The organism is Streptomyces sp. NPDC048507, assembly GCF_043199995.1.
In the GTDB taxonomy this organism is placed as follows: Bacteria; Actinomycetota; Actinomycetes; order Streptomycetales; family Streptomycetaceae; genus Streptomyces.
This window is the reverse complement of sequence record NZ_JBICWZ010000023.1, coordinates 63,022-81,463: the sequence shown is the minus strand read 5'-3', so window position 1 is coordinate 81,463 and position 18,442 is coordinate 63,022. Positions and strand designations below refer to the sequence as shown.

Below are 18,442 nucleotides of genomic sequence, written 5' to 3'. Positions count from 1 at the left end.
GCACCCAGGGGATTTCGTGTCCGGCAACCGTCGCAAGGCCTTCTTCGTCTCCGCAGTCCTCGTGGGCGGCTCACTGCTGGTGACGGCGTGTCAGGGTGCGGAGGCGGCCGGCGGCGGCAGCGGTGCGGCGGGTGCCGCCGCAGCGCCGTCCGCCGCGGCTTCCGCCCCCGCCCCGGCCGCCCCGGCCCCCGCCGCGGCCGGCAAGGCGGTGCCCGTGGCGGGCGGGACCGGCAAGGGCAGCGGAGCGGACGCCGGGAAGGGTGGGCGGGGGCCGGTCGGGCAGGTCTGCGGGGCGGGCGACCTCTCCTGGAGCACCCGGTCCGAGTCCCAGGCCGGCGGCTACATCCTGATCTCGGCGAAGGCGAAGCCGGGGATCACCTGTGTGCTGCCGGCCGCGCTCCCGACGGTGGCGTTCGGCTCCGACGGCACGCAGGCGGGGCCGGCGGAGCAGGCCGTCGGGAAGCAGATCACGCTGAGCGGGAGCACCACCGCCTACGCCGGGCTGAACCCGAAGAGCACCAGCGCGAACGGCGGCAGGGAATTCGACTTCGTCATCGTCGCCGTCGGCGACGACGACCCCGCTCCGGTCTCGCTGAAGGTCGGTGCCATCGTCGTGGACAAGCCGGTCGTCACCAACTGGCACACCTCCGCGAAGGACGCCGTTCCGCTCGGCTGAACTGTCGGTGGGGGGTGGCAGCATCGGGGCGATGACGCGGAGCACGGAATCGCAATTCGACTGGCGGGCCTTCCTGGTCCGGTGGAGCGGGGAGTGGGCGGACGGCCCCGGTGAGGGTGACGGGGCCGCCCGGCGGGCGCGGTGGCTGGGGAGCGTACCCGCGGGCGAGGAGCGGATCGCGGCCATGGAGCGGCGGCTGGGGGTGCGGATGCCGCCCTCGTACCGGGAGTTCCTGGCGGTGAGCGACGGCTGGCGGCACGCGGGCGGGTTCGTGCGGCTGCTGGCGGGGACCGCGGACGCGCACTGGCACGACGACGCCTCGGGGCTCTCGGAGGTGTTCGAGGGGTATGTGGACGAGGACTCCGGGCCCGGGCAGCGGCGGGAGGCGGGCATCTGGCGGCGCGGCCTGCGGCTGGACGTCGAGTCCGACGCGACGTACGTCCTGATGGATCCCGAGGACGTGGGCGAGGGCGGCGAGTGGGCGGTGTACACGTGGGCGGGCTGGCGGGCGGCGCCGCCCGAACGGTTCGCGGACTTCGGCGCGTTCATGCGGGACATGCACCGGGAGTTCCACCGTCTGCGGGCGCGTCCGGGCGAGGGGGAGCCCCCGTTCGTCAACGGCACGACGCGGGCGCTGGACGCGCTGGTGGAGGGGGCCCGGCGGCAGGCGCTGCGCGGTGACTGGGAAGGGGCCCTGGCGGCGCTGGACGAGGCCGCGGGGTACGGCAGGCCGCGGGCGGCCGGGCTGGGCGACCAGATACGCCGTCTGCTCGGGCGGACCCACCGGGTCTCCTTCGCGGACCTGGTGACGGATCCGCTGTACGCGGCCGAGTTCGGGCCGGTGGCGGCCGCCGGGGGCACGGTGCGGCCGGCCGGCGGGGAGGCGTACCGGTACACGGCGGCGGGGGTGTTCGGGGAGGCGGTCGTGCGGGCCCGGGAGCGGGCGCGGTGGGGGGACACCGACGGGGCGTGGCGGGCGCTGCGGGAGGCCCTGTCGCGGTGGGAGCCGCCGGGGCCGGACCACCTGGCGCCGCTGGGGTGGCTGGCCGATCCGCTGCTCGGGCCGCTGCTGACGCCGGCGCGGGGGCGGGAGCTGCTGTCCACGGCCCGGGGCGGGGAGGCGGGCCGGACGCCGGCGCCGACGGCGGGGCTGGATCCGGACGGGTTGGCGTGGCTCGCGGACCCGGACGGCGGTGGCGGGGAGTCCTACCGGTTCGTGCTGGTGGAAGGGGTGGAGCCGTGGGAGCTGCCCGGGCGCCTCGGGGCGGGCGACGCGCTGGAGGCGCCGCTGTGCGCGGGTGAGGCGCGGATGCGGGCGGTGCGGGGGCGCGGGGAGGCCTCGTCCCACGAGGACGGGCCGGTCGTGGCGGTGGGGCGGGCCGGCGGCCGGTGGAGCTTCGCCTTCGACGGCGCGGGCGGCCCGTTCGACCGGCGGCGGTTCGTCTCCCCGGCCGCGGCCGCCAGTGCGGGGACCCGTGCGGTGGTGGTGTGGAGCGGGCTGCGGGCCGGGGAGGCGTTCTTCCACCTCTCGGTGGCGCGGGACGGCGCCGGACAGTACGCGTTCACCTTCGCGGACGGGGAGGTACGGGTGGACGGGCGGGTCCCGGCGGCGCTGGATCCGGCGCGGTTCTTCGCGGGCGGGGCGGGGCGCGCCGGTGCGGAGCGGTCGCTGCTGGAGGCGGTGGCCGGGGAGTTCGGAGTCCGGCTGCCGCGGCACGCGCTGGTGCACGGCCGGCTGCACACCTTCACGGCCCGTTCCTGGATCCGGCCGGCGCGGGCCGGGGAGGCGTACACGGTGATCCGCTTCAGGGGGGCGGGCGGCTGAGGGGGCTCAGGCGGACGGGGCACCGGTGGGGAAGACCTCGGCGAGGAGGGTGCGGATCGCCTGCTGGAAGGCGGCGGCCAGGGACATGTCGGCGTCGTCCACGTAGGTGAGGGACGCGGTCAGGGTCGTGCTGCCGTCCGGGGTGCTGTACATGAGGGCCGCGTTGCCCGCGATGCCGCCGTTGTGGGTGATGACGGTGGCGCCGTCCGGGCCGATGTCCTGGACGAACACCCCGAGTCCGTATCCGGCCTTGGGGTGCGGGGTGCACATCTCGGCGAGCAGCGGGGCGGGCAGGAGCCGTCCGCCCAGCAGGGCGGAGATGAAGGTGTGGAGGTCCTCGGTGGTGGAGATCATGTCGCCGCCGCTGGAGATCCAGGAGGGGTTCTGGAGGGTGACGTCGACGGTCTTCTGCCGGCCGGCCTCCTCGTACCGGTAGTAGGTGTGGGCGTGCGGTTCGGCGATCTGCGTCTCGGTGGTCGGCACGACGGTGTCCGCCAGTGCGAGCGGGCCCAGCACGAGCCGGTGCATCTCCTCGGCGAGCGGGTGGCCGGTGACCTCCTCGACGAGCAGCCTGGCGAGGACGTAGTTGGTGTTGGAGTAGCTCCAGTCCGTCCCCGGTGCGAACCGCGCCGGCTTGGACAGGGCGAGGCGGACCAGTTCCTGCGGGCGGTAGGTCTTGAAGCGGTTGTCCACCCATGCGCGGCCGGCCCAGGTGACTCCGGGCACGAAGGTGCCGTCCGCGTCGTACTCGCCGGTGAAGTTGAACACGCCGCTGGTGTGCTGGAGCAGCATGCGCACCGTGATCGCCGGGTCCAGCCCGAAGCCGGGCAGGTGGCCGGTCACGGGGTCGTCGAGGCCTAAGGTTCCCTCGGCCACCAGGCACAGGACGAGGGCGGCGACGAAGGTCTTGGTGTTGCTGCCGATGCGGAACCGGCCGTCCGTCGGCGGCTTCTCGTCCTCGCCCAGCCGGCACGCCCCGGCGTTGCCGACCCATACCCGCCCCCGGTCCTGGACGCGCAGCTGCGCTCCGACGAATCCGGAATCGACGATCTGCTGGATGGCCGCCTGGAGTTCGGGGCGGTCGTGGTGGGTGGTGGGGGTGACGGACATGGTGGTGTGCTCCTTCGGGTGGGGTGGGACGGGCGGGGGGCCGGGGTGCTGTGGGCGTCTCAGTTGCTGCGGGCGGTGATGTCGCCGTAGGAGGTGGTCGCGCGGATGGTCAGGCCGGCGGCGGCGCCCTCGGTGGTGAGGAGGGCGTTGTGGATACGGCCGTAGGAGGTGCCGGCGTCCAGGGAGGCGGAGACCCCGCGGGCGGCGCCGATGGTGAGGTCGCCGGCCTGGGTGGTGAGGACGACCTCGCCGCGGCGGGCCTCGGCGACGCTGATGTCGCCCTTCTGGGTGCTGATCTCGGCGGACCCGCCGAGGCGGCCGACCGTCACGTCGCCGGCCTGGAGGGTGAGGCGGGCGTCCGCGGTCTCGTCGAGCTTGACGGAGCCCTGTGCGCCCCGGAAGTCGACGTCGCCGAGGCGTCCGACGCCGCGCAGCTCGGCGGCGGCCGTCTTCGCCTCGACGCGGGAGCCGGCGGGCAGCTGGACGGTGACCTCGATGGATCCGGTGAGGCCGAGGAACTGGTTCTTCGGCTCCGGGACGCTGATCCGCAGGACTCCGTCGCCGTAGCTGACCTCGGTCTGCTTCGCGGCCTTCACGTCGCGGCTCTTGGAGGCGTTCGCGGGGAGGATCTCGACGGCGGTGTCCGAGCGGTCGGCGGCGATGAAGCGGATGCGGCCGGCGGGGACGTCCAGGACGACGGAGACGGGGGCGGGGGTGTCGAACTTCTGCATCGTGCGCTCCTGTGGCTCGTGGGGCGGCCCGCTGGGCGACCCGTTGTTTCCGATGACAGAAACGCTACGTTGCGTTCGGAGTTTCCACAATGAGGTCACTGCACGTGGTGAGTGTTATTGCAGGTCAGATGGGCTAAATCGTTGCGACGGGCTAGCCGCGAATGCAACGATCGACTCTGCGGTCGTTGCAATCCGATGAGCGTGAACGCTATGGCGGAGATCGATCGGGAATCGACGGGCGCTCAAGCGGGCCCCGTCACGCTGTTCGGCGTGCCGGTTCCCCGGTCGGGTCGGGCGCGCGACGCGCGCCCGGCGCTCCGGGCCGGGGGTCCGCATGCGGCCCGGTTGAGTGGTGCCTGGTTCGTGCACGGCAAACCGTACGTGCGGTTTGTTACTCTCCCCGGGTCTCGGTGGCATTTGAACCTGACGGGAGTCCCCCCACCATGGCAACGTTCCTCCACAAACTGGGCCGCTTAGCGTTCCGACGGCGTGGCACGACAGCACTGCTGTGGCTGCTGGTCCTCGTGGGGGCCGTGGTGGCCGCCTCCTCGGCCCCCGCACCCCCGGCCGACACGTTCTCGATGCCGGGTACCGAATCGCAGAAGGCCTTCGACCTGCTGAAGGACAAGTTCCCGGCCGCGAGCGCGGACGGGGCCAGTGCCCGGGTGGTCATCCGGGTTCCGCGGGGCCAGGACATCTCCGGGCCCGAGCGCAGGCCCGCGGTCTCCGGGCTGGCCGCCGAGCTGGCGAAGGCCCCGGGGGTCGTCGCGGTCAGCGACCCGTACCTGCCCGGATCCGTCAGCAAGGACGCGACCACCGCGTACGCCGTCGTGACGTACAAGGCCGCCGCCACCCAGCTGACGGACGTGGAGCACGACGCGCTGACGGCCGCCTTCGACAAGGCCCGCGGGACGGGCCTGACCGTCGAGGCCGGCGGTGACGCCATCAAGATCGACGTCGCGGTGGGCGGCGCCGAGGGCATCGGCGTCCTCGTCTCCGCGGTGGTCCTGCTGCTCACCTTCGGTTCGATGATCGCCGCCGGGATGCCGCTGTTCACCGCCCTGATCGGGGTCGGCATCGGCATCAGCGGCATCACCGCGCTCGGCAGCACCTTCGGGCTGTCCTCGAACACCTCCACCCTGGCCATGATGATCGGCCTCGCGGTGGGCATCGACTACGCCCTGTTCATCATCTCCCGCTACCGCTCGGAGATCGCCGAGGGCCACGAGCGGCGGGAGGCCGCCGGGCGCGCCGTCGGCACCGCCGGGTCGGCGGTCGTCTTCGCGGGGCTCACCGTCATCATCGCGCTCGCCGGACTCGCCGTGGCGAACATCCCGATGCTCACCAAGATGGGCATGACCGCCGCGGGCACCGTCGCCGTGGCCGTCCTCATCGCGATCACCCTCGTGCCCGCGCTGCTCGGCTTCGCCCCCGTCAAGGTGCTGCGCCGCCTGGACCGCAAGGCGGTCACCGGCAAGCCGCTCTCCGCCCGCCAGCAGCGCAGGGCCGCCAGGGAGGCGGCCCGGACCAAGCCCAACCTGGGCACGCGCTGGGCCCGTTACGTGCTGCGCCACCCGGTGGCGGTGCTGCTCGTCGGCGTGCTCGGGCTGGGCGCGATCGCCCTGCCGGCCGCGAGCCTGGAGCTGGGGCTGCCCGGCGAGGGCACCATGGCCACCGACACCACGCAGCGCAAGGCGTACGACATGCTGTCGGAGTCCTTCGGCCCCGGCTTCAACGGGCCGCTGATGATCACCGTCAGCGCCAAGGACGCCGCGGCCGCGGCCGGTGGAGTCGGCAAGGCGCTGGCCGGCCTGGAGGGGGTCGCGTCCGTCTCGCCGGCCGCGCCCAACGCGGCGAACGACACGGCGATCCTGAACCTGGTGCCGGGCACCGGGCCCACCGACCACGCCACCGAGGAACTGGTGCGCGCCATCCGCGGCGCGGTGCCCGCCGTCGAGGCCTCGACGGGTGCGGACGAGATCCTCGTGACCGGGCAGACCGCGATGTTCATCGACTTCTCCAAGACCCTCGACGACGCCCTGGTGCCGTACCTGGCGCTGGTGGTGGGTCTGGCGTTCCTGCTGCTGGTCCTCGTCTTCCGGTCGGTGCTGGTGCCGCTCAAGGCGGCGCTCGGCTTCCTGCTGTCGGTCAGCGCGTCCCTCGGGGCCGTGGTCGCCGTCTTCCAGTGGGGCTGGCTCGCCGACGTGTTCGGCGTCAAGGAGGCCGGGCCCGTCATGAGCACGATGCCGATCTTCATGATCGGTGTGGTGTTCGGCCTGGCGATGGACTACGAGGTGTTCCTGGTCAGCCGGATGCGCGAGGCCTACGTGCACGGGGCGCGGCCCGACGAGGCCGTGGTGACCGGCTTCCGGCACGGCGGGCGCGTGGTCAGCGCGGCCGCGATCATCATGATCAGCGTGTTCTCCGGCTTCGTCACCGAGCAGAACGACCTGATCAAGATGATCGGTTTCGCCCTCGCGAGCGCCGTGCTCTTCGACGCCTTCGTCGTCCGGATGGCCCTCGTCCCGGCCCTGTTCGCCCTGTTGGGCCGGTCGGCGTGGTGGCTGCCGCGGTGGCTCGACCGGCTGCTGCCGAACCTGGACGTCGAGGGCGAGAGGCTGGGCCGCGGTGCGGCCGCCGGCCACGGCGCGGACCCGCGGGCGGAGCGCGCGCACGAACTGATCCGCTGAACGGCGGCCGGTGCGCCCCGGGACGCGGGTCCCGGGGCGCGCCCTCAGCCGGCGGGGTCCTCGGGGGGCGCCGCGGGCTTCGCGTAGAGGATGTCGCGGGCCTGTTCCGCGGCGCGGGCGATGGCTTCGCTGACGAAGTCGAGGAAGCGGGCGATGTTCTCCAGGCGGACGGCGGCCGGGGTGTCGGGGCCGAGGACGGACACGCCTTGACGCGTGGTCTCGACGAGCTGGGCGGTGGAGCGGGCGCTGGCCATCATCGACCGGTACCAGATGTCGTCGTCGACGGCGTAGCGCTCGCGGCGGCGTTCGTCGCGTTCCCGGCGGATGAGGCCCTGCTCGTCGAGGAAGGCGACGGCCTTGGAGATCGAGGCCGGGCTGACCTGGAGGCGCTGGACGAGTTCGGACGCGGTGAGGCTGCCGCTGTCGGTGATGGTCAGACAGGCGAGCACCCGGGACATCATCTTGGGCATGCCCGAGGCCATGAGGACGGTGGTGAAGGTCTCCTCGTACTCGCGGACGGCTTCGGCGTCGCGTCCGTGGGGCTGTTCGGGCGCGGCCGGGCCCGGCGCGGCGGTCCTGCGCCGCTGGGTGCGGCGTTCGGTGGCGCGGTGGGCGAGGTCGGCGCGGTAGCCGGCGGGGCCGCCGTTGCGCATCACCTCGCGCGTGATCGTCGAGGTCGGGCGGTCCAGGCGCCGGGCGATCTCCGCGTAGGCGAGGCCGTCGGCCAGTCCCAGCGCGATCTGCTGACGTTCCTGCTGGGTGAGTCTGCCTCCCGGCATCGCGGTCTCCTTCGTGGTCCGTGGTGGGGCGACTATAGCGTTCACTTCCAAGCTATTGCAACGAAGAGGGTGTGGGTTGTTGCGTTAGACGTGAAACCATTGCAATGAAATTCCCGCATTGACCTGTGGGAATAGTGATTTGACGCAACGAACTCATTGCGGAGACTACGAACGCAACGTAGCGTTTCCCTCATCGGAAACAGCGAGTCACAGGAGAGCACGATGCAGAAGTACGACACCCCCGCCCCCGTCTCCCTCGTCCTGGACGTCCCCGCCGGGCGCGTCCACCTGATCGCCGCGGACCGTGCGGACACCGAGGTCCGGGTCCTGCCCGCGGACGCCTCCAAGAGCCGCGACGTCAAGGCCGCGGAGCAGACCGCCGTCGAGTACGGCGACGGCGTCCTGCGGATCAACGCGGCCCCGGCGAAGAACCAGTTGCTCGGTGCTTCCGGAGCCGTCGACGTCACGGTCCTGCTGCCCGCCGGGTCCCGCGTCGAGGCCAGGACGGCCGCCACCGAGTTCCGGGGCGAGGGGCGCCTCGGCGAGGTGGCCTTCGACGGCGCGCAGGGCTCGGTCCGGCTGGAGGAGGCCGCCGGCGCCCGGCTGACCCTGCTCGCCGGTGACATCGCCGTCGGCCGCCTGGGCGGCTCCGCCGAGATCAGCACCCAGAAGGGCGACATCAGCGTCGCCGAGGCCCGGGGCGGCAAGGTCCTGCTCACCACCCAGGCCGGAAACCTCACGATCGCCGCCGCCCCCGGGGTCTCCGCCTCCCTGGACGCCGGGACCACCGCCGGCCGCATCCACAACAGCCTCACCAACGACGACGGCGCCACCGCCGCCCTCACCGTCCACGCCACCACCGCCTACGGCGACATCACCGCCCGCAGCCTCTGAGAACCCGCAGTCTCTGAGAAGGAGTTCCCCCTCATGACCGACCTGGCCATCGCGGCGACCGGGCTGCGCAAGTCCTACGGCGACAAGACCATCCTCGACGGCGTCGACCTGACGGTTCCCACGGGCACCGTGTTCGCGCTGCTCGGACCGAACGGCGCGGGCAAGACCACCGCGGTCAAGATCCTCTCCACCCTCATCGGCGCCGACGCGGGCGAGATCCGCGTCGGCGGCCACGACCTCGCCGCCGACCCGCAGGCCGTCCGCGCCTCGATCGGTGTCACCGGGCAGTTCTCCGCCGTCGACGGCCTGATCACCGGCGAGGAGAACATGCTCCTGATGGCCGACCTGCACCACCTCACCAAGGCCGAGGGCCGCCGGGTCACCGCCGAACTCCTGGAGCGCTTCGACCTGGTGGAGGCCGCGAAGAAGCCCGCCTCCACCTACTCCGGCGGCATGAAGCGCCGCCTGGACATCGCGATGACCCTGGTCGGCGACCCGCGCATCATCTTCCTCGACGAGCCGACGACCGGCCTGGACCCCCGCTCCCGGCACAACATGTGGCAGATCATCCGCCGGCTGGTCACCGGCGGCGTCACCGTCTTCCTCACCACCCAGTACCTGGAGGAGGCCGACGAACTCGCCGACCGCATCGCCGTCCTGAACGACGGAAAGATCGCCGCCGAGGGCACCGCGGACGAGCTCAAGCGCCTGATCCCCGGCGGCCACGTCCGGCTGCGCTTCACCGACCCCGTCGCCCACCGGTCCGCCGCCCTGGCCCTGGGCGAGGTCACCCGGGACGACGACGCGCTGACGCTCCAGATCCCCAGCGACGGCAGCCAGCGCGACCTGCGCTCCATCCTGGAGCGGCTCGACTCCGCCGGCATCGAGGCCGACGAGCTCACCGTGCACACCCCCGACCTCGACGACGTCTTCTTCGCCCTCACCGGCGACACCCACGTGCCCAGCCAGACCTCCCAGCCCAAGGAGACCGTCCGATGAGCTCCCTCTCCCTCGCCGTGCGCGACTCGTCCACCATGCTGCGCCGCAACCTGCTGCACGCCCGGCGCTACCCCTCCCTCACCCTGAACCTCCTGCTCACCCCGATCATGCTGCTCCTGCTCTTCGTGTACATCTTCGGAGACACGATGAGCGCGGGCATCACGGGCGGCGCCCCCGACCGGTCCGCCTACATCGCCTACCTCGTCCCGGGTCTGCTGCTGATGACCATCGGCAGCACCACGATCGGCACGGCGGTGTCCGTCTCGAACGACATGAGCGAGGGCATCATCGCCCGCTTCCGCACGATGGCCATCCACCGGCCGTCGGTGCTCGTCGGGCACGTCGTCGGCAGCGTCCTGCAGTCGGTGATCAGCGTGGTCCTCGTCGGCGTCGTCGCCGTGGCCATCGGCTTCCGCTCCACGGACGCCACCGCCCTGGAGTGGCTGGCGGCCCTCGGCCTGCTCGTGCTGTTCTCCCTCGCGCTCACCTGGATCGCCGTGGGCATGGGCCTGATCAGCCCGACCGCCGAGGCGGCCAGCAACAACGCCATGCCGCTCATCCTGCTGCCGCTGCTCTCCAGCGCCTTCACGCCGACCGCGTCCATGCCCGGCTGGTTCCAGCCGATCGCCGAGTACCAGCCCTTCACTCCGGCGATCGAGACCCTGCGCGGGCTGCTCCTGGGCAGCGAGATCGGCAACAACGGCTGGCTCGCCATCGCCTGGTGCGTGGGCCTGACGGTCCTCGGCTACTTCTGGTCGGCCTCCAAGTTCAACGCCGACCCGCGGTGAGCGGGGGCTCCGCGCTCCTTCCCCGGCCGACCACGAGGCGGCCTTGAGCGGTCCACCAGCGGGGGAGCCCATGCTCCCCAGCAAGGACCGAACGATGTTCGAGCAGGCGCCGCACGGACGGTCCCCCCACGTCAGTGATCCTGCCCACCGAGCCCCGGGTGTCGCCTTCATGATCGAGAACATCCCCCCCACGCCGCGGCGAGTCCACCACGTCCTCGACCCGCACCTCGACCCGCACCTCGACCGGTACGCCGCCCGCACGGCCGGCATGACGGCCTCGGAGATCCGGGCCCTGTTCTCCGTCGCCAGCCGGCCGGAGGTCGTCTCGCTGGCCGGCGGCATGCCGAACCTGGCGGCCCTGCCGCTCCAGGCCCTCTCGGAGCAGGTCGCGCGGATCATCTCCGAGGACGGTCTGACGGCCCTGCAGTACGCCTCCGCGCACGGTCTGCCGCTGCTGCGGGAGCAGATCTGCGAGGTGATGGCGCTGGAGGGCATCACGGCCCGGGCGGACGACGTCGTGGTGACGGTCGGCTCGCAGATGGGGCTCGACCTGGTGGCGCGGCTGTTCTGCGACCCGGGTGACGTGGTGGTGGCCGAGGGCCCTTCGTACGTGGGCGCGCTGGGCTCCTTCGCCGCGTACCAGGCGCAGGTCGTGCACGTGGCGATGGACGAGCACGGTCTGGTGCCGGAGGGGCTGCGGGCGGCGCTGCTGCGGGCCCGGCAGGCCGGTCAGCGGGTGAAGCTGCTCTACACGATCCCGAACTTCCACAACCCGGCGGGCGTGACGCTCGCGGTGGAGCGGCGGGCGCAGATCCTGGAGATCTGCCGCACCCACGGGGTGCTGGTGGTCGAGGACAACCCGTACGGTCTGCTCGGGTTCGACGGACAGATCCGTCCGGCCCTGCACTCGCTGGACCCGGACAACGTGGTGTACCTGGGCTCGTTCTCGAAGACGTTCGCCTCCGGGCTGCGGGTCGGCTGGGTGCTGGCCCCGCACGGGGTGCGGGAGAAGCTGGTGCTGGCCACCGAGTCGGCGACGCTGTGCCCTCCCACGCTGAACCAGATGATCGTCTCGCGCTACCTGGCCACGCAGGACTGGCAGGGCCAGATCGACACGTTCCGGGACAACTACCGCGAGCGCCGGGACGCGATGCTGTCCGCGCTGGAGGAGTACCTGCCGCCGGGCTGTACGTGGACGAAGCCGGACGGCGGCTTCTACGTGTGGGTGACGGTGCCGGAGGGCGTGGACACGAAGGCGATGCTGCCGCGCGCGGTGGACGCCAAGGTGGCGTACGCGTCGGGCACCGGCTTCCACACCGACGGGCTCGGCCGCCGCCAGATGCGGTTGTCCTACTGCTACCCGACGCCGGAGCGGATCCGTGAGGGCGTCCGCCGGCTGGCGGGGGTGCTGGAGGCCGAACTGGAGCTCGCGCGGGCCTTCGACGGGCCGGGCGCGGTGCTCGCGGCGGGCCGGCGGCCGCTCGTCGCGGCGCAGCCGGTGTGATCCGGCTGCGGCCGGTGCGGGCGGGGCGAGCCGCGGGATCACGAGGGCCGGGCGGAGCGCCCGGCCGCCACCGCTCGACGGACGAAGGGACACACCAACGGTGAGCAGCACATGGTTGCGGCGCGTGGGCACGGTCGCGGGGAACGGTCCGCGGCTCGTGTGCTTCCCGCACGCGGGGGGCTCCGCCACGGCGTACACCCAGCTGGCGCGCGCGCTGCCCGCGGAGTTCGACGTGCTGGCGGTGCAGTACCCGGGACGACAGGACCGGTATCTGGAGGAGCCGTTCACGGCGCTGGACCGGCTGGTCGCGGCGGTGGCCGGGGAGCTGGCCGGTGAACTGGCCGCGGATCCGGCCCGGCCGTACGCGCTGTTCGGTCACAGCATGGGGGCGCTGGTGGCCTTCGAGACGGCCCGGCTGCTGGCGGAGCGCGGACTGCCCGCCCCCCGGCGGCTGTTCCTCTCCGGCCGGGACGCGCCGGGCGCCCGGTCCGGCGCCCACTACCGGGACTACGGCGACGACGAGGTGCTGGCCGAGGTGCGCGGGCTGGGCGGCACCGACCGGGCGACGCTGGAGAACCCCGAGATCCTGGAGATGGTGCTGCCGGCGCTGCGGGCCGACTACCGGGCGCTGGCCACCTACGAGTGGCGGCCCGCCGAGCCGCTGGCCACGCCGGTCAGCGTGCTGGTCGGGGACGCCGACCCGGTGGTGACGGTCGAGGAGGCGCGCCGGTGGCGCGAGCACACCCGAGGCGCGTTCGACCTGCGGGTCTTCCGGGGCGGGCACTTCTACCTGAACGACCACCTGGACGGGGTGGCCGCGGCCGTGACCGGGGGGCTGCTCGCGGGCACCGGCGTGCGCTGAGGTGGCGGGTGTGGCGCCCGGGAGCCGCGTGCGGCTCCCGGGCGCTCACGCGTACGGGTAGAACCCGCGGCCGGACTTCTTGCCGAGCAGGCCGCCCTCGACCATGCGCAGCAGCAGCGGCGGGGGCGCGTACAGGGGCTCCTTGAACTCCTCGTACAGGGCGCGGGCGATGGACACGGTGGTGTCCAGGCCGATCAGGTCGGCGAGGCGCAGCGGTCCCATGGGGTGCGCGCAGCCCTGGGCCATGGCGCGGTCGACGGCCTCGGCGGTGGCCAGGCCCGATTCGACCATCCGCACGGCGGACAGCAGGTAGGGGAAGAGCAGGGCGTTGACGATGAAGCCGGCCCGGTCCGGGGCGGTGACGGGATCCTTGCCGAGGACGTCGCGGACGAATACCTGGGCGCGGGCGGTCACCGCGGCGTCCGTCAGGACCGAGGGGACGATCTCGACGAGCGGCAGGGCGGGCACCGGGTTGAAGAAGTGCAGCCCGAGCACCCGGTGGGGACGTGCGGTCGCGGCGGCGAGCCGGACGACCGGGAGGGAGGAGGTGTTGGTCGCGAGGATCGCCTCCGGGTCCTCGACGATCTTGTCGAGGGTGGCGAAGAGGTCCGTCTTGACCCGCTCGTCCTCCGGTACCGCCTCGATGACCAGGCGGCGGTCCGCCAGGTCGCCGAGGTCGCGGGTGAAGCTCACCCGGGCCAGCGCCGCGTCGCGCTCGGCCGCGGTCAGTCTGCCCTTGGTCACGCCCCGGCCGAGGGAGGCGGCCAGCCGTCGCGGGGCCGTCGTCAGCGAGGACTCGGAGTGCACGGCGACCCGTACGTCCAGTCCGGCCTTCGCGCACAGTTCGGCGATGCCGGTGCCCATGATGCCGCTGCCGACGACACCCACCCGGTCGATGGTGTTCACGCGCGGGCTCCCCCGGTCGCCGGTGCTGCCGGGGCCGGTGGGGCGGCGGCGGAGCGCAGCGGGTTGAGGCGGGCGGCCCCGATCCTCTCCCGCAGGGCCGGGTCGGTGACGCCGAGTCCTTCGCCGGGGGCCAGGCACAGGACGCCGACCTTCCCGGTGTGCCGGTTGCGCTGGACCAGCCGGGCGGCCTCGCCGGCCTCCGCGAGCGGGAACACCTCGGAGAGGACCGGGGAGAGGTGCCCCAGCCGGAAGAGCCGGTTGCACTCGGCCTGTTCCTGGAGGTTGGCGGCGTGGCTGCCGATGATCCGCTTGAGGTTCATCCAGAGGTAGCGGTTGTCGAAGTGGTGGTCGTAGCCGGTGCTCGACCCGCAGGTGACGACGGTGCCGCCCTTGCGCACGACGAAGACGGAGATCCCGAACGTCGCCCGTCCCACGTAGTCGAACACGACGTGCGGGTCCTCGCCGACCAGGCGGCGGATCTCCCGGCCGAGGCGCTTGCCGAGTTCGATCGTCCGCTCCGGGGTGAGGGCGTCGTCCCCGCCCATGCCGATCTCGTTGCGGTCGATCACCACGTCGCAGCCGAGCCGGCGCAGTGCCTCGGCCTTGCGCGCGGAGCTGACCACGCCGACGGGGATGCCGCCCGCGTTCTTGACCATCTGCACCGCGAACGCGCCCAGGCCGCCGGTCGCGCCCCAGACGAGCACGATGTCGCCCTGCTTGATCCGCGCGCCGTTGTCCCCGACGAGCATCCGGTACGAGGTCGCCGCGGTCAGCAGGACGCCCGCCGACTCCTCCCAGGTCAGGTGGGCCGGTTTGGGCAGCAGCTGGCTGGCGCGCACCACGCTGTAGTGGGCGAGGCCGCCGAAGTTGGTCTCGTAGCCCCAGATGCGCTGGCCCGCTCCGAGCATGGCGTCGGCGTGGGTCGCCGGTTCCTGCTCGTCGACCTGGACGCAGCTGACGACCACGTGGTCGCCCGTCTTCCAGTGCCGCACCCCGGCGCCGACGCGCACGACGACGCCGGCCGCGTCGGAGCCGATCACCTGGTGCGGCAGGTCGTGCCGGGCGGCGTGGGCGCCCTCGCGGGCGTAGCGCCGCAGGAAGGCGAAGGTGGGGACCGGCTCGAACGTGGCCGACCAGACGGTGTTGTAGTTGATGGAGCTCGCCATGACGGCGACGACCACCTCGTCCGGGGCGATCTCCGGCATGGGAACGGGCCCGACGTGCAGGGACTTGCGGACGTCCTTGTCCTCGACGCCGTCGAACATGCCGGCGTCGCGGGCCAGGAGGTGCGCGGCCTCGTAGTGGGAGGGCAGCGGCTGTCTTTCGATCTCGTCGGGGGAAGCCCCGCCCAGCAGGGCCTCGGTCATCGCGTCCATGGGTGACTCATTCCTTCGCAGTGGCCGGATCGCACGGTCGGGGGAAGCCGGTGGTCACAGGACCGCGCCGTCCTTGGTCCGGCGGCTCAGGCTCGGCCTGCTGGACCGGGCGAGGTCCTTCCACGTGTCGGAGAGGCCGATGACGGTGCGGGCCGCGAACAGTTTGCGGATCGACACCTCCTGCCCCAGCTCGGCCCGGATCAGGCCGACCAGCCGGATGGCGCGCAGCGAGTTGCCGCCGAGGTCGAAGAAGTCCTCGTCGATGCCGACCCGGTCCAGCTCCAGGACGTCGGCGAACAGGCCGGTCAGGATCCGCTCGGTGTCGTTGCGCGGGGCCCGGTGCGCGCCGTCGTCGAACGCGGGCCGGGGCAGCGCCGTCCGGTCCAGGCGGCCGTCCGCCGTGACGGGCAGCCGCTCCAGCACCGTGAACACCGACGGCACCAGGGACTCGGGCAGCCAGCCCGCGGCGAAGCGGCGCAGTTCGTCGGTGGAGACGCTCCGGCCGGCCGCCGGCACCACGTAGGCGACCAGGCGCTGCTGTCCGGCGCCGTCCGCGGCGACGGTCACGACGGTGCGGGCGAGGGCGGTGTGCTCGCCGAGGGTCTCCTCGACCTCGGCCAGCTCGACGCGGACTCCGCGCACCTCGGCCAGCGAGTCGGGGCCACCCACGTGGACGAGCCGGCCGTCGCCGCTCCAGCGCGCGCGTTCGCCGGTGCGGTACATGCGCGTGCCGGCCGGGCCGAAGGGGCAGGGGACGAAGCGTGCGGCGGTCGGGCCGGGCCGGCCGGCCCAGCCGCGTACCAGGGCGGGTCCGGCCACGTACAGTTCGCCGGTCACGCCGGCGGGGACCGGGGCCAGGCCGGGGCCCAGGACGTAGAGGGCGGCGGCGTCCACGGGGTGGCCGACATCGCCCGCGTGCTGGACGGGTTCCCCGGCGGGCAGGCGGTGGCAGGCGGCGAACACGGTGGCCTCGGGCAGGCCGTGACCGTGGACGACGCTCAGCGCGGGGCAGGCCTCGCGGACCCGGCGCAGCGCGCCGGCGGGCACCCGGTCGCCGCCGGTCCACACCTCGCGCAGTCCGGCGAGGCGTTCGGGCCGGTCGGCGGCGATCTCCGCGAAGGCGCCGGCGGGCAGCCACAGCGTGGAGATGCCGTGCGCCGCGCGCAGCCCGGCCAGCGCGTCGGCGTCCGGGTCCGCGCCGGGGGCCACGACGATCCGGCCGCCGTTCAGCAGGGGCGCCCAGACTTCGACGGCGAGGGCGCCCGAGGTGGGCGGGGCGTGCCACAGCACGGTGGAGTCGCCGGCGTCCTTCCACCGGCGGTCCGTGACGAACCGCCACAGGTTGCGGTGGGTCACGGCGGGCGCGGCGTCCGCGTCGCCGGTGCCGGTGCCGTACAGCACGGCCAGCAGGCCGTCCGGGTGTGCGGGGGGCAGGGCCTCGCGCGGGCCGTCCGCGGGGGCGGCGGTGGTGGTGTCGTCGAGCACGATCACCCGGAGGTCCGGGCCCGCGGGCAGGGCCGCGGCCGTCGCGGCGTCGGTGAGCAGGGTGCGGGCCGGGGAGGCGGCGAGGAGGGCGCGGATCCGTCCGGCGGGCAGGGCGGGGTCGACCGTGAGGTAGGCGCCGCCGGCCTTCACGACGCCCAGCAGCGCGAGGACCAGGTCCGCCGAGCGGGGCAGCGCCACCGCGACGACCGTTTCGGGGCCGGTGCCGTGCCCGCGCAGGAGGCCGGCGAGGCGGTGGGAGCGTTCGTCGAGGACCCGGTAGGAGACGGCCGAGTCGCCGTCGGCCACGGCGACGTCGTCGGGGGTGCGGGCGGCCTGCCGGGCGAAGAGGTCCGTGACCGTCTCGGGCGCCGGCGCGAGCGCCCGGGCGTCCGGGTCCGGGGCGGGAGCGGCGGGGGCGGGCAGGACGCGGGCGCGTTCGGCGCCGCTCAGCACGTCGAGCGCGCCGACCGGCCGTTCGCCGTCCGCGACCACGGCGCGCAGGTGGGCGATCAGTTCCTCGCCGATGAAGCGGAGTTCGGCGCGGTGGTAGAGGCTGGCGGGGGCGTCGAGCCGGATGTACAGGTCGCTGTCGGGGCTGCCGTCGGTGTAGACGCCGATGGAGAGTTCCTCGAAGGTGCCGGTCGTCGCGCCGGAGTAGCGTGCCGGGCTGTCGCCGAAGTGGAGCTGCTCGGCGAACTCGACGACGTTGACGACGGTGCCGAAGCTGCCGCGCCCGCTCAGGGCGGTGCCGCTCGCCCGCTGGATGTCCGAGTAGTGGCAGGCGGCGTGGCCGAGGACCTCGTACGTCTCGTCGACGATCGCGTCGGCGACCTCGGTGAAGGTCGCGCCGAGCGGGACGGCCACCTTGAGGGGCACCACGTTCACGGCCAGGCCGGGCGTCCTGCTCGCCACGCCGACGCGGTTGCTGACGGCCAGGGACAGGAGGAACTCGGGGCGGTCGCAGCGGTGGCGGAGGTAGACGGCGGCGGCGGTGGTCAGCAGCTGCGACATCCACAGGCCCATGGAGGCCGCGGTCGCGGTCCAGGCGTCCGCTTCGGCGCGCGGGACGGTCAGGGTCCGGCTGACCATGCCGATGGTCTCGGCCACCGCCGACCAGCGGTCGGCCTCGCTCAGCGGCTCGGCGAGCGCGGCGCGCCGGGCGTCGGACAGGACGACGCGCGGCACCTGCGCGGGCGCCGGGGCGTCCGCCAGGTGCTCGCGCCAGAACCCGGTGTCCTCGGTGAACTGCGCGGAGGCGAGGTAGTCCACCGCTTCGGCCGCGAACGAGGCGAGGTCCCAGGGATGCTCCAGCGGCGCGACCGGCTCGCCCCGCACGAGCGCCGTGTAGACCTCGGCGAGCCGCCGGGACAGCAGGCCGCCCGCGCCGAACCCGTCGGAGATGAGGTGGTGGTAGGCGATCACCAGGAGGGAGCGGGTGGGCGAGAGCCGGACCACGCCGAGCCGGAACAGCAGGTCCCGTGCCAGGTCGAACGGGCGGCGCACCAGCTCGGCGAGCTCCTCGCGGGCGGCCTCCTCGGGGTCGTCCGCGCCGCTGAGGTCGAGGGAGAACGGCCGCCAGTCGCCCAGTTCCCGGGGGACCAGGCGCAGTGCGCCGCCGTCGCCGACGAAGGTGACGCGCAGCACCTCCGCCTCGTCCATGACGTGCAGGAACGCGCTCTCCATGACCGCCGCGTCCAGCTCGCCGGCCACGTCCCACATGGTCAGCGCGTGGTTCGGCGTGTCGGAGGCCATCTCCTGCGCCCGCCACATTCCCTTGTGCGCAGACGACGCGCCGAACGAAGGCATACGGATCAACC

Annotated in this window: 14 protein-coding genes; 8 read left to right on the top strand and 6 right to left on the bottom strand. The window is 73.5% G+C overall.

Annotation, left to right across the window (positions count from 1 at the left end):
- Positions 1 to 16 precede the first annotated feature (16 nt).
- The gene (locus tag ACGFXC_RS34570; protein ID WP_393718865.1) at positions 17 to 676 is read left to right on the top strand and encodes a hypothetical protein; all 660 of its coding nucleotides are present in this window, start codon (positions 17 to 19) and stop codon (positions 674 to 676) included.
- A gap of 31 nt (positions 677 to 707) precedes the next feature.
- Positions 708 to 2,501, top strand: a complete 1,794-nt coding sequence (locus ACGFXC_RS34565) for an SMI1/KNR4 family protein (RefSeq protein WP_393718864.1) — start codon at positions 708 to 710, stop codon at positions 2,499 to 2,501.
- A 6-nt stretch (positions 2,502 to 2,507) separates the two neighbouring features.
- Here ACGFXC_RS34565 and ACGFXC_RS34560 read toward each other — a convergent pair whose 3' ends face one another.
- Both ACGFXC_RS34560 and ACGFXC_RS34555 read right to left on the bottom strand, forming a co-directional pair.
- On the bottom strand, positions 2,508 to 3,611 hold the full coding sequence (locus ACGFXC_RS34560) for a serine hydrolase domain-containing protein (protein WP_393718863.1): 1,104 nt from the start codon (positions 3,609 to 3,611) through the stop codon (positions 2,508 to 2,510).
- 59 nt (positions 3,612 to 3,670) lie between these two features.
- On the bottom strand, positions 3,671 to 4,342 hold the full coding sequence (locus ACGFXC_RS34555; RefSeq protein ID WP_393718862.1) for a DUF4097 family beta strand repeat-containing protein: 672 nt from the start codon (positions 4,340 to 4,342) through the stop codon (positions 3,671 to 3,673).
- 443 nt (positions 4,343 to 4,785) lie between these two features.
- On the opposite strand from ACGFXC_RS34555, the gene ACGFXC_RS34550 reads away from it, so the two are divergent.
- On the top strand, positions 4,786 to 7,032 hold the full coding sequence (locus tag ACGFXC_RS34550) for an MMPL family transporter (protein ID WP_393718861.1): 2,247 nt from the start codon (positions 4,786 to 4,788) through the stop codon (positions 7,030 to 7,032).
- 44 nt (positions 7,033 to 7,076) lie between these two features.
- Here the strand turns inward: ACGFXC_RS34550 and ACGFXC_RS34545 are convergent, their stop codons facing one another.
- Positions 7,077 to 7,811, bottom strand: coding sequence for a helix-turn-helix domain-containing protein (locus tag ACGFXC_RS34545; protein WP_393718860.1), 735 nt, complete (start codon positions 7,809 to 7,811; stop codon positions 7,077 to 7,079).
- Positions 7,812 to 7,967: 156 nt separating this feature from the next.
- Between ACGFXC_RS34545 and ACGFXC_RS34540 the strand changes: the two genes are divergently transcribed.
- From ACGFXC_RS34540 to ACGFXC_RS34520, 5 genes are all read left to right on the top strand, one after another.
- Positions 7,968 to 8,705: a DUF4097 family beta strand repeat-containing protein gene (locus tag ACGFXC_RS34540; RefSeq protein ID WP_393718859.1), complete on the top strand. Its 738-nt coding sequence runs from the start codon at positions 7,968 to 7,970 to the stop codon at positions 8,703 to 8,705.
- A gap of 33 nt (positions 8,706 to 8,738) precedes the next feature.
- The gene (locus ACGFXC_RS34535) at positions 8,739 to 9,704 is read left to right on the top strand and encodes an ATP-binding cassette domain-containing protein (RefSeq protein WP_393718858.1); all 966 of its coding nucleotides are present in this window, start codon (positions 8,739 to 8,741) and stop codon (positions 9,702 to 9,704) included.
- Positions 9,701 to 10,492, top strand: coding sequence for an ABC transporter permease (locus ACGFXC_RS34530; protein WP_393718857.1), 792 nt, complete (start codon positions 9,701 to 9,703; stop codon positions 10,490 to 10,492). The genes ACGFXC_RS34535 and ACGFXC_RS34530 overlap by 4 nt, the downstream gene beginning before the upstream one ends.
- Before the next feature lie 169 nt (positions 10,493 to 10,661).
- Positions 10,662 to 11,996, top strand: coding sequence for a PLP-dependent aminotransferase family protein (locus ACGFXC_RS34525; RefSeq protein WP_393718856.1), 1,335 nt, complete (start codon positions 10,662 to 10,664; stop codon positions 11,994 to 11,996).
- 100 nt (positions 11,997 to 12,096) lie between these two features.
- Positions 12,097 to 12,858 carry a thioesterase II family protein gene (locus ACGFXC_RS34520; RefSeq protein ID WP_393718855.1) on the top strand — a complete coding sequence of 254 codons (762 nt, stop codon included), beginning with the start codon at positions 12,097 to 12,099 and terminating at the stop codon, positions 12,856 to 12,858.
- Positions 12,859 to 12,903: 45 nt separating this feature from the next.
- Here the strand turns inward: ACGFXC_RS34520 and ACGFXC_RS34515 are convergent, their stop codons facing one another.
- From ACGFXC_RS34515 to ACGFXC_RS34505, 3 genes are read right to left on the bottom strand one after another with little or no spacing between them, the layout of a single operon-like run.
- Entirely contained in the window at positions 12,904 to 13,764 is an 861-nt protein-coding gene (locus tag ACGFXC_RS34515) for a 3-hydroxybutyryl-CoA dehydrogenase (RefSeq protein WP_393718854.1), read from the bottom strand.
- Positions 13,761 to 15,140: a crotonyl-CoA carboxylase/reductase gene (gene ccrA, locus ACGFXC_RS34510; protein WP_393718853.1), complete on the bottom strand. Its 1,380-nt coding sequence runs from the start codon at positions 15,138 to 15,140 to the stop codon at positions 13,761 to 13,763. The genes ACGFXC_RS34515 and ccrA overlap by 4 nt, the downstream gene beginning before the upstream one ends.
- A gap of 54 nt (positions 15,141 to 15,194) precedes the next feature.
- Positions 15,195 to 18,431: an AMP-binding protein gene (locus tag ACGFXC_RS34505; protein WP_393718852.1), complete on the bottom strand. Its 3,237-nt coding sequence runs from the start codon at positions 18,429 to 18,431 to the stop codon at positions 15,195 to 15,197.
- Positions 18,432 to 18,442 lie beyond the last annotated feature (11 nt).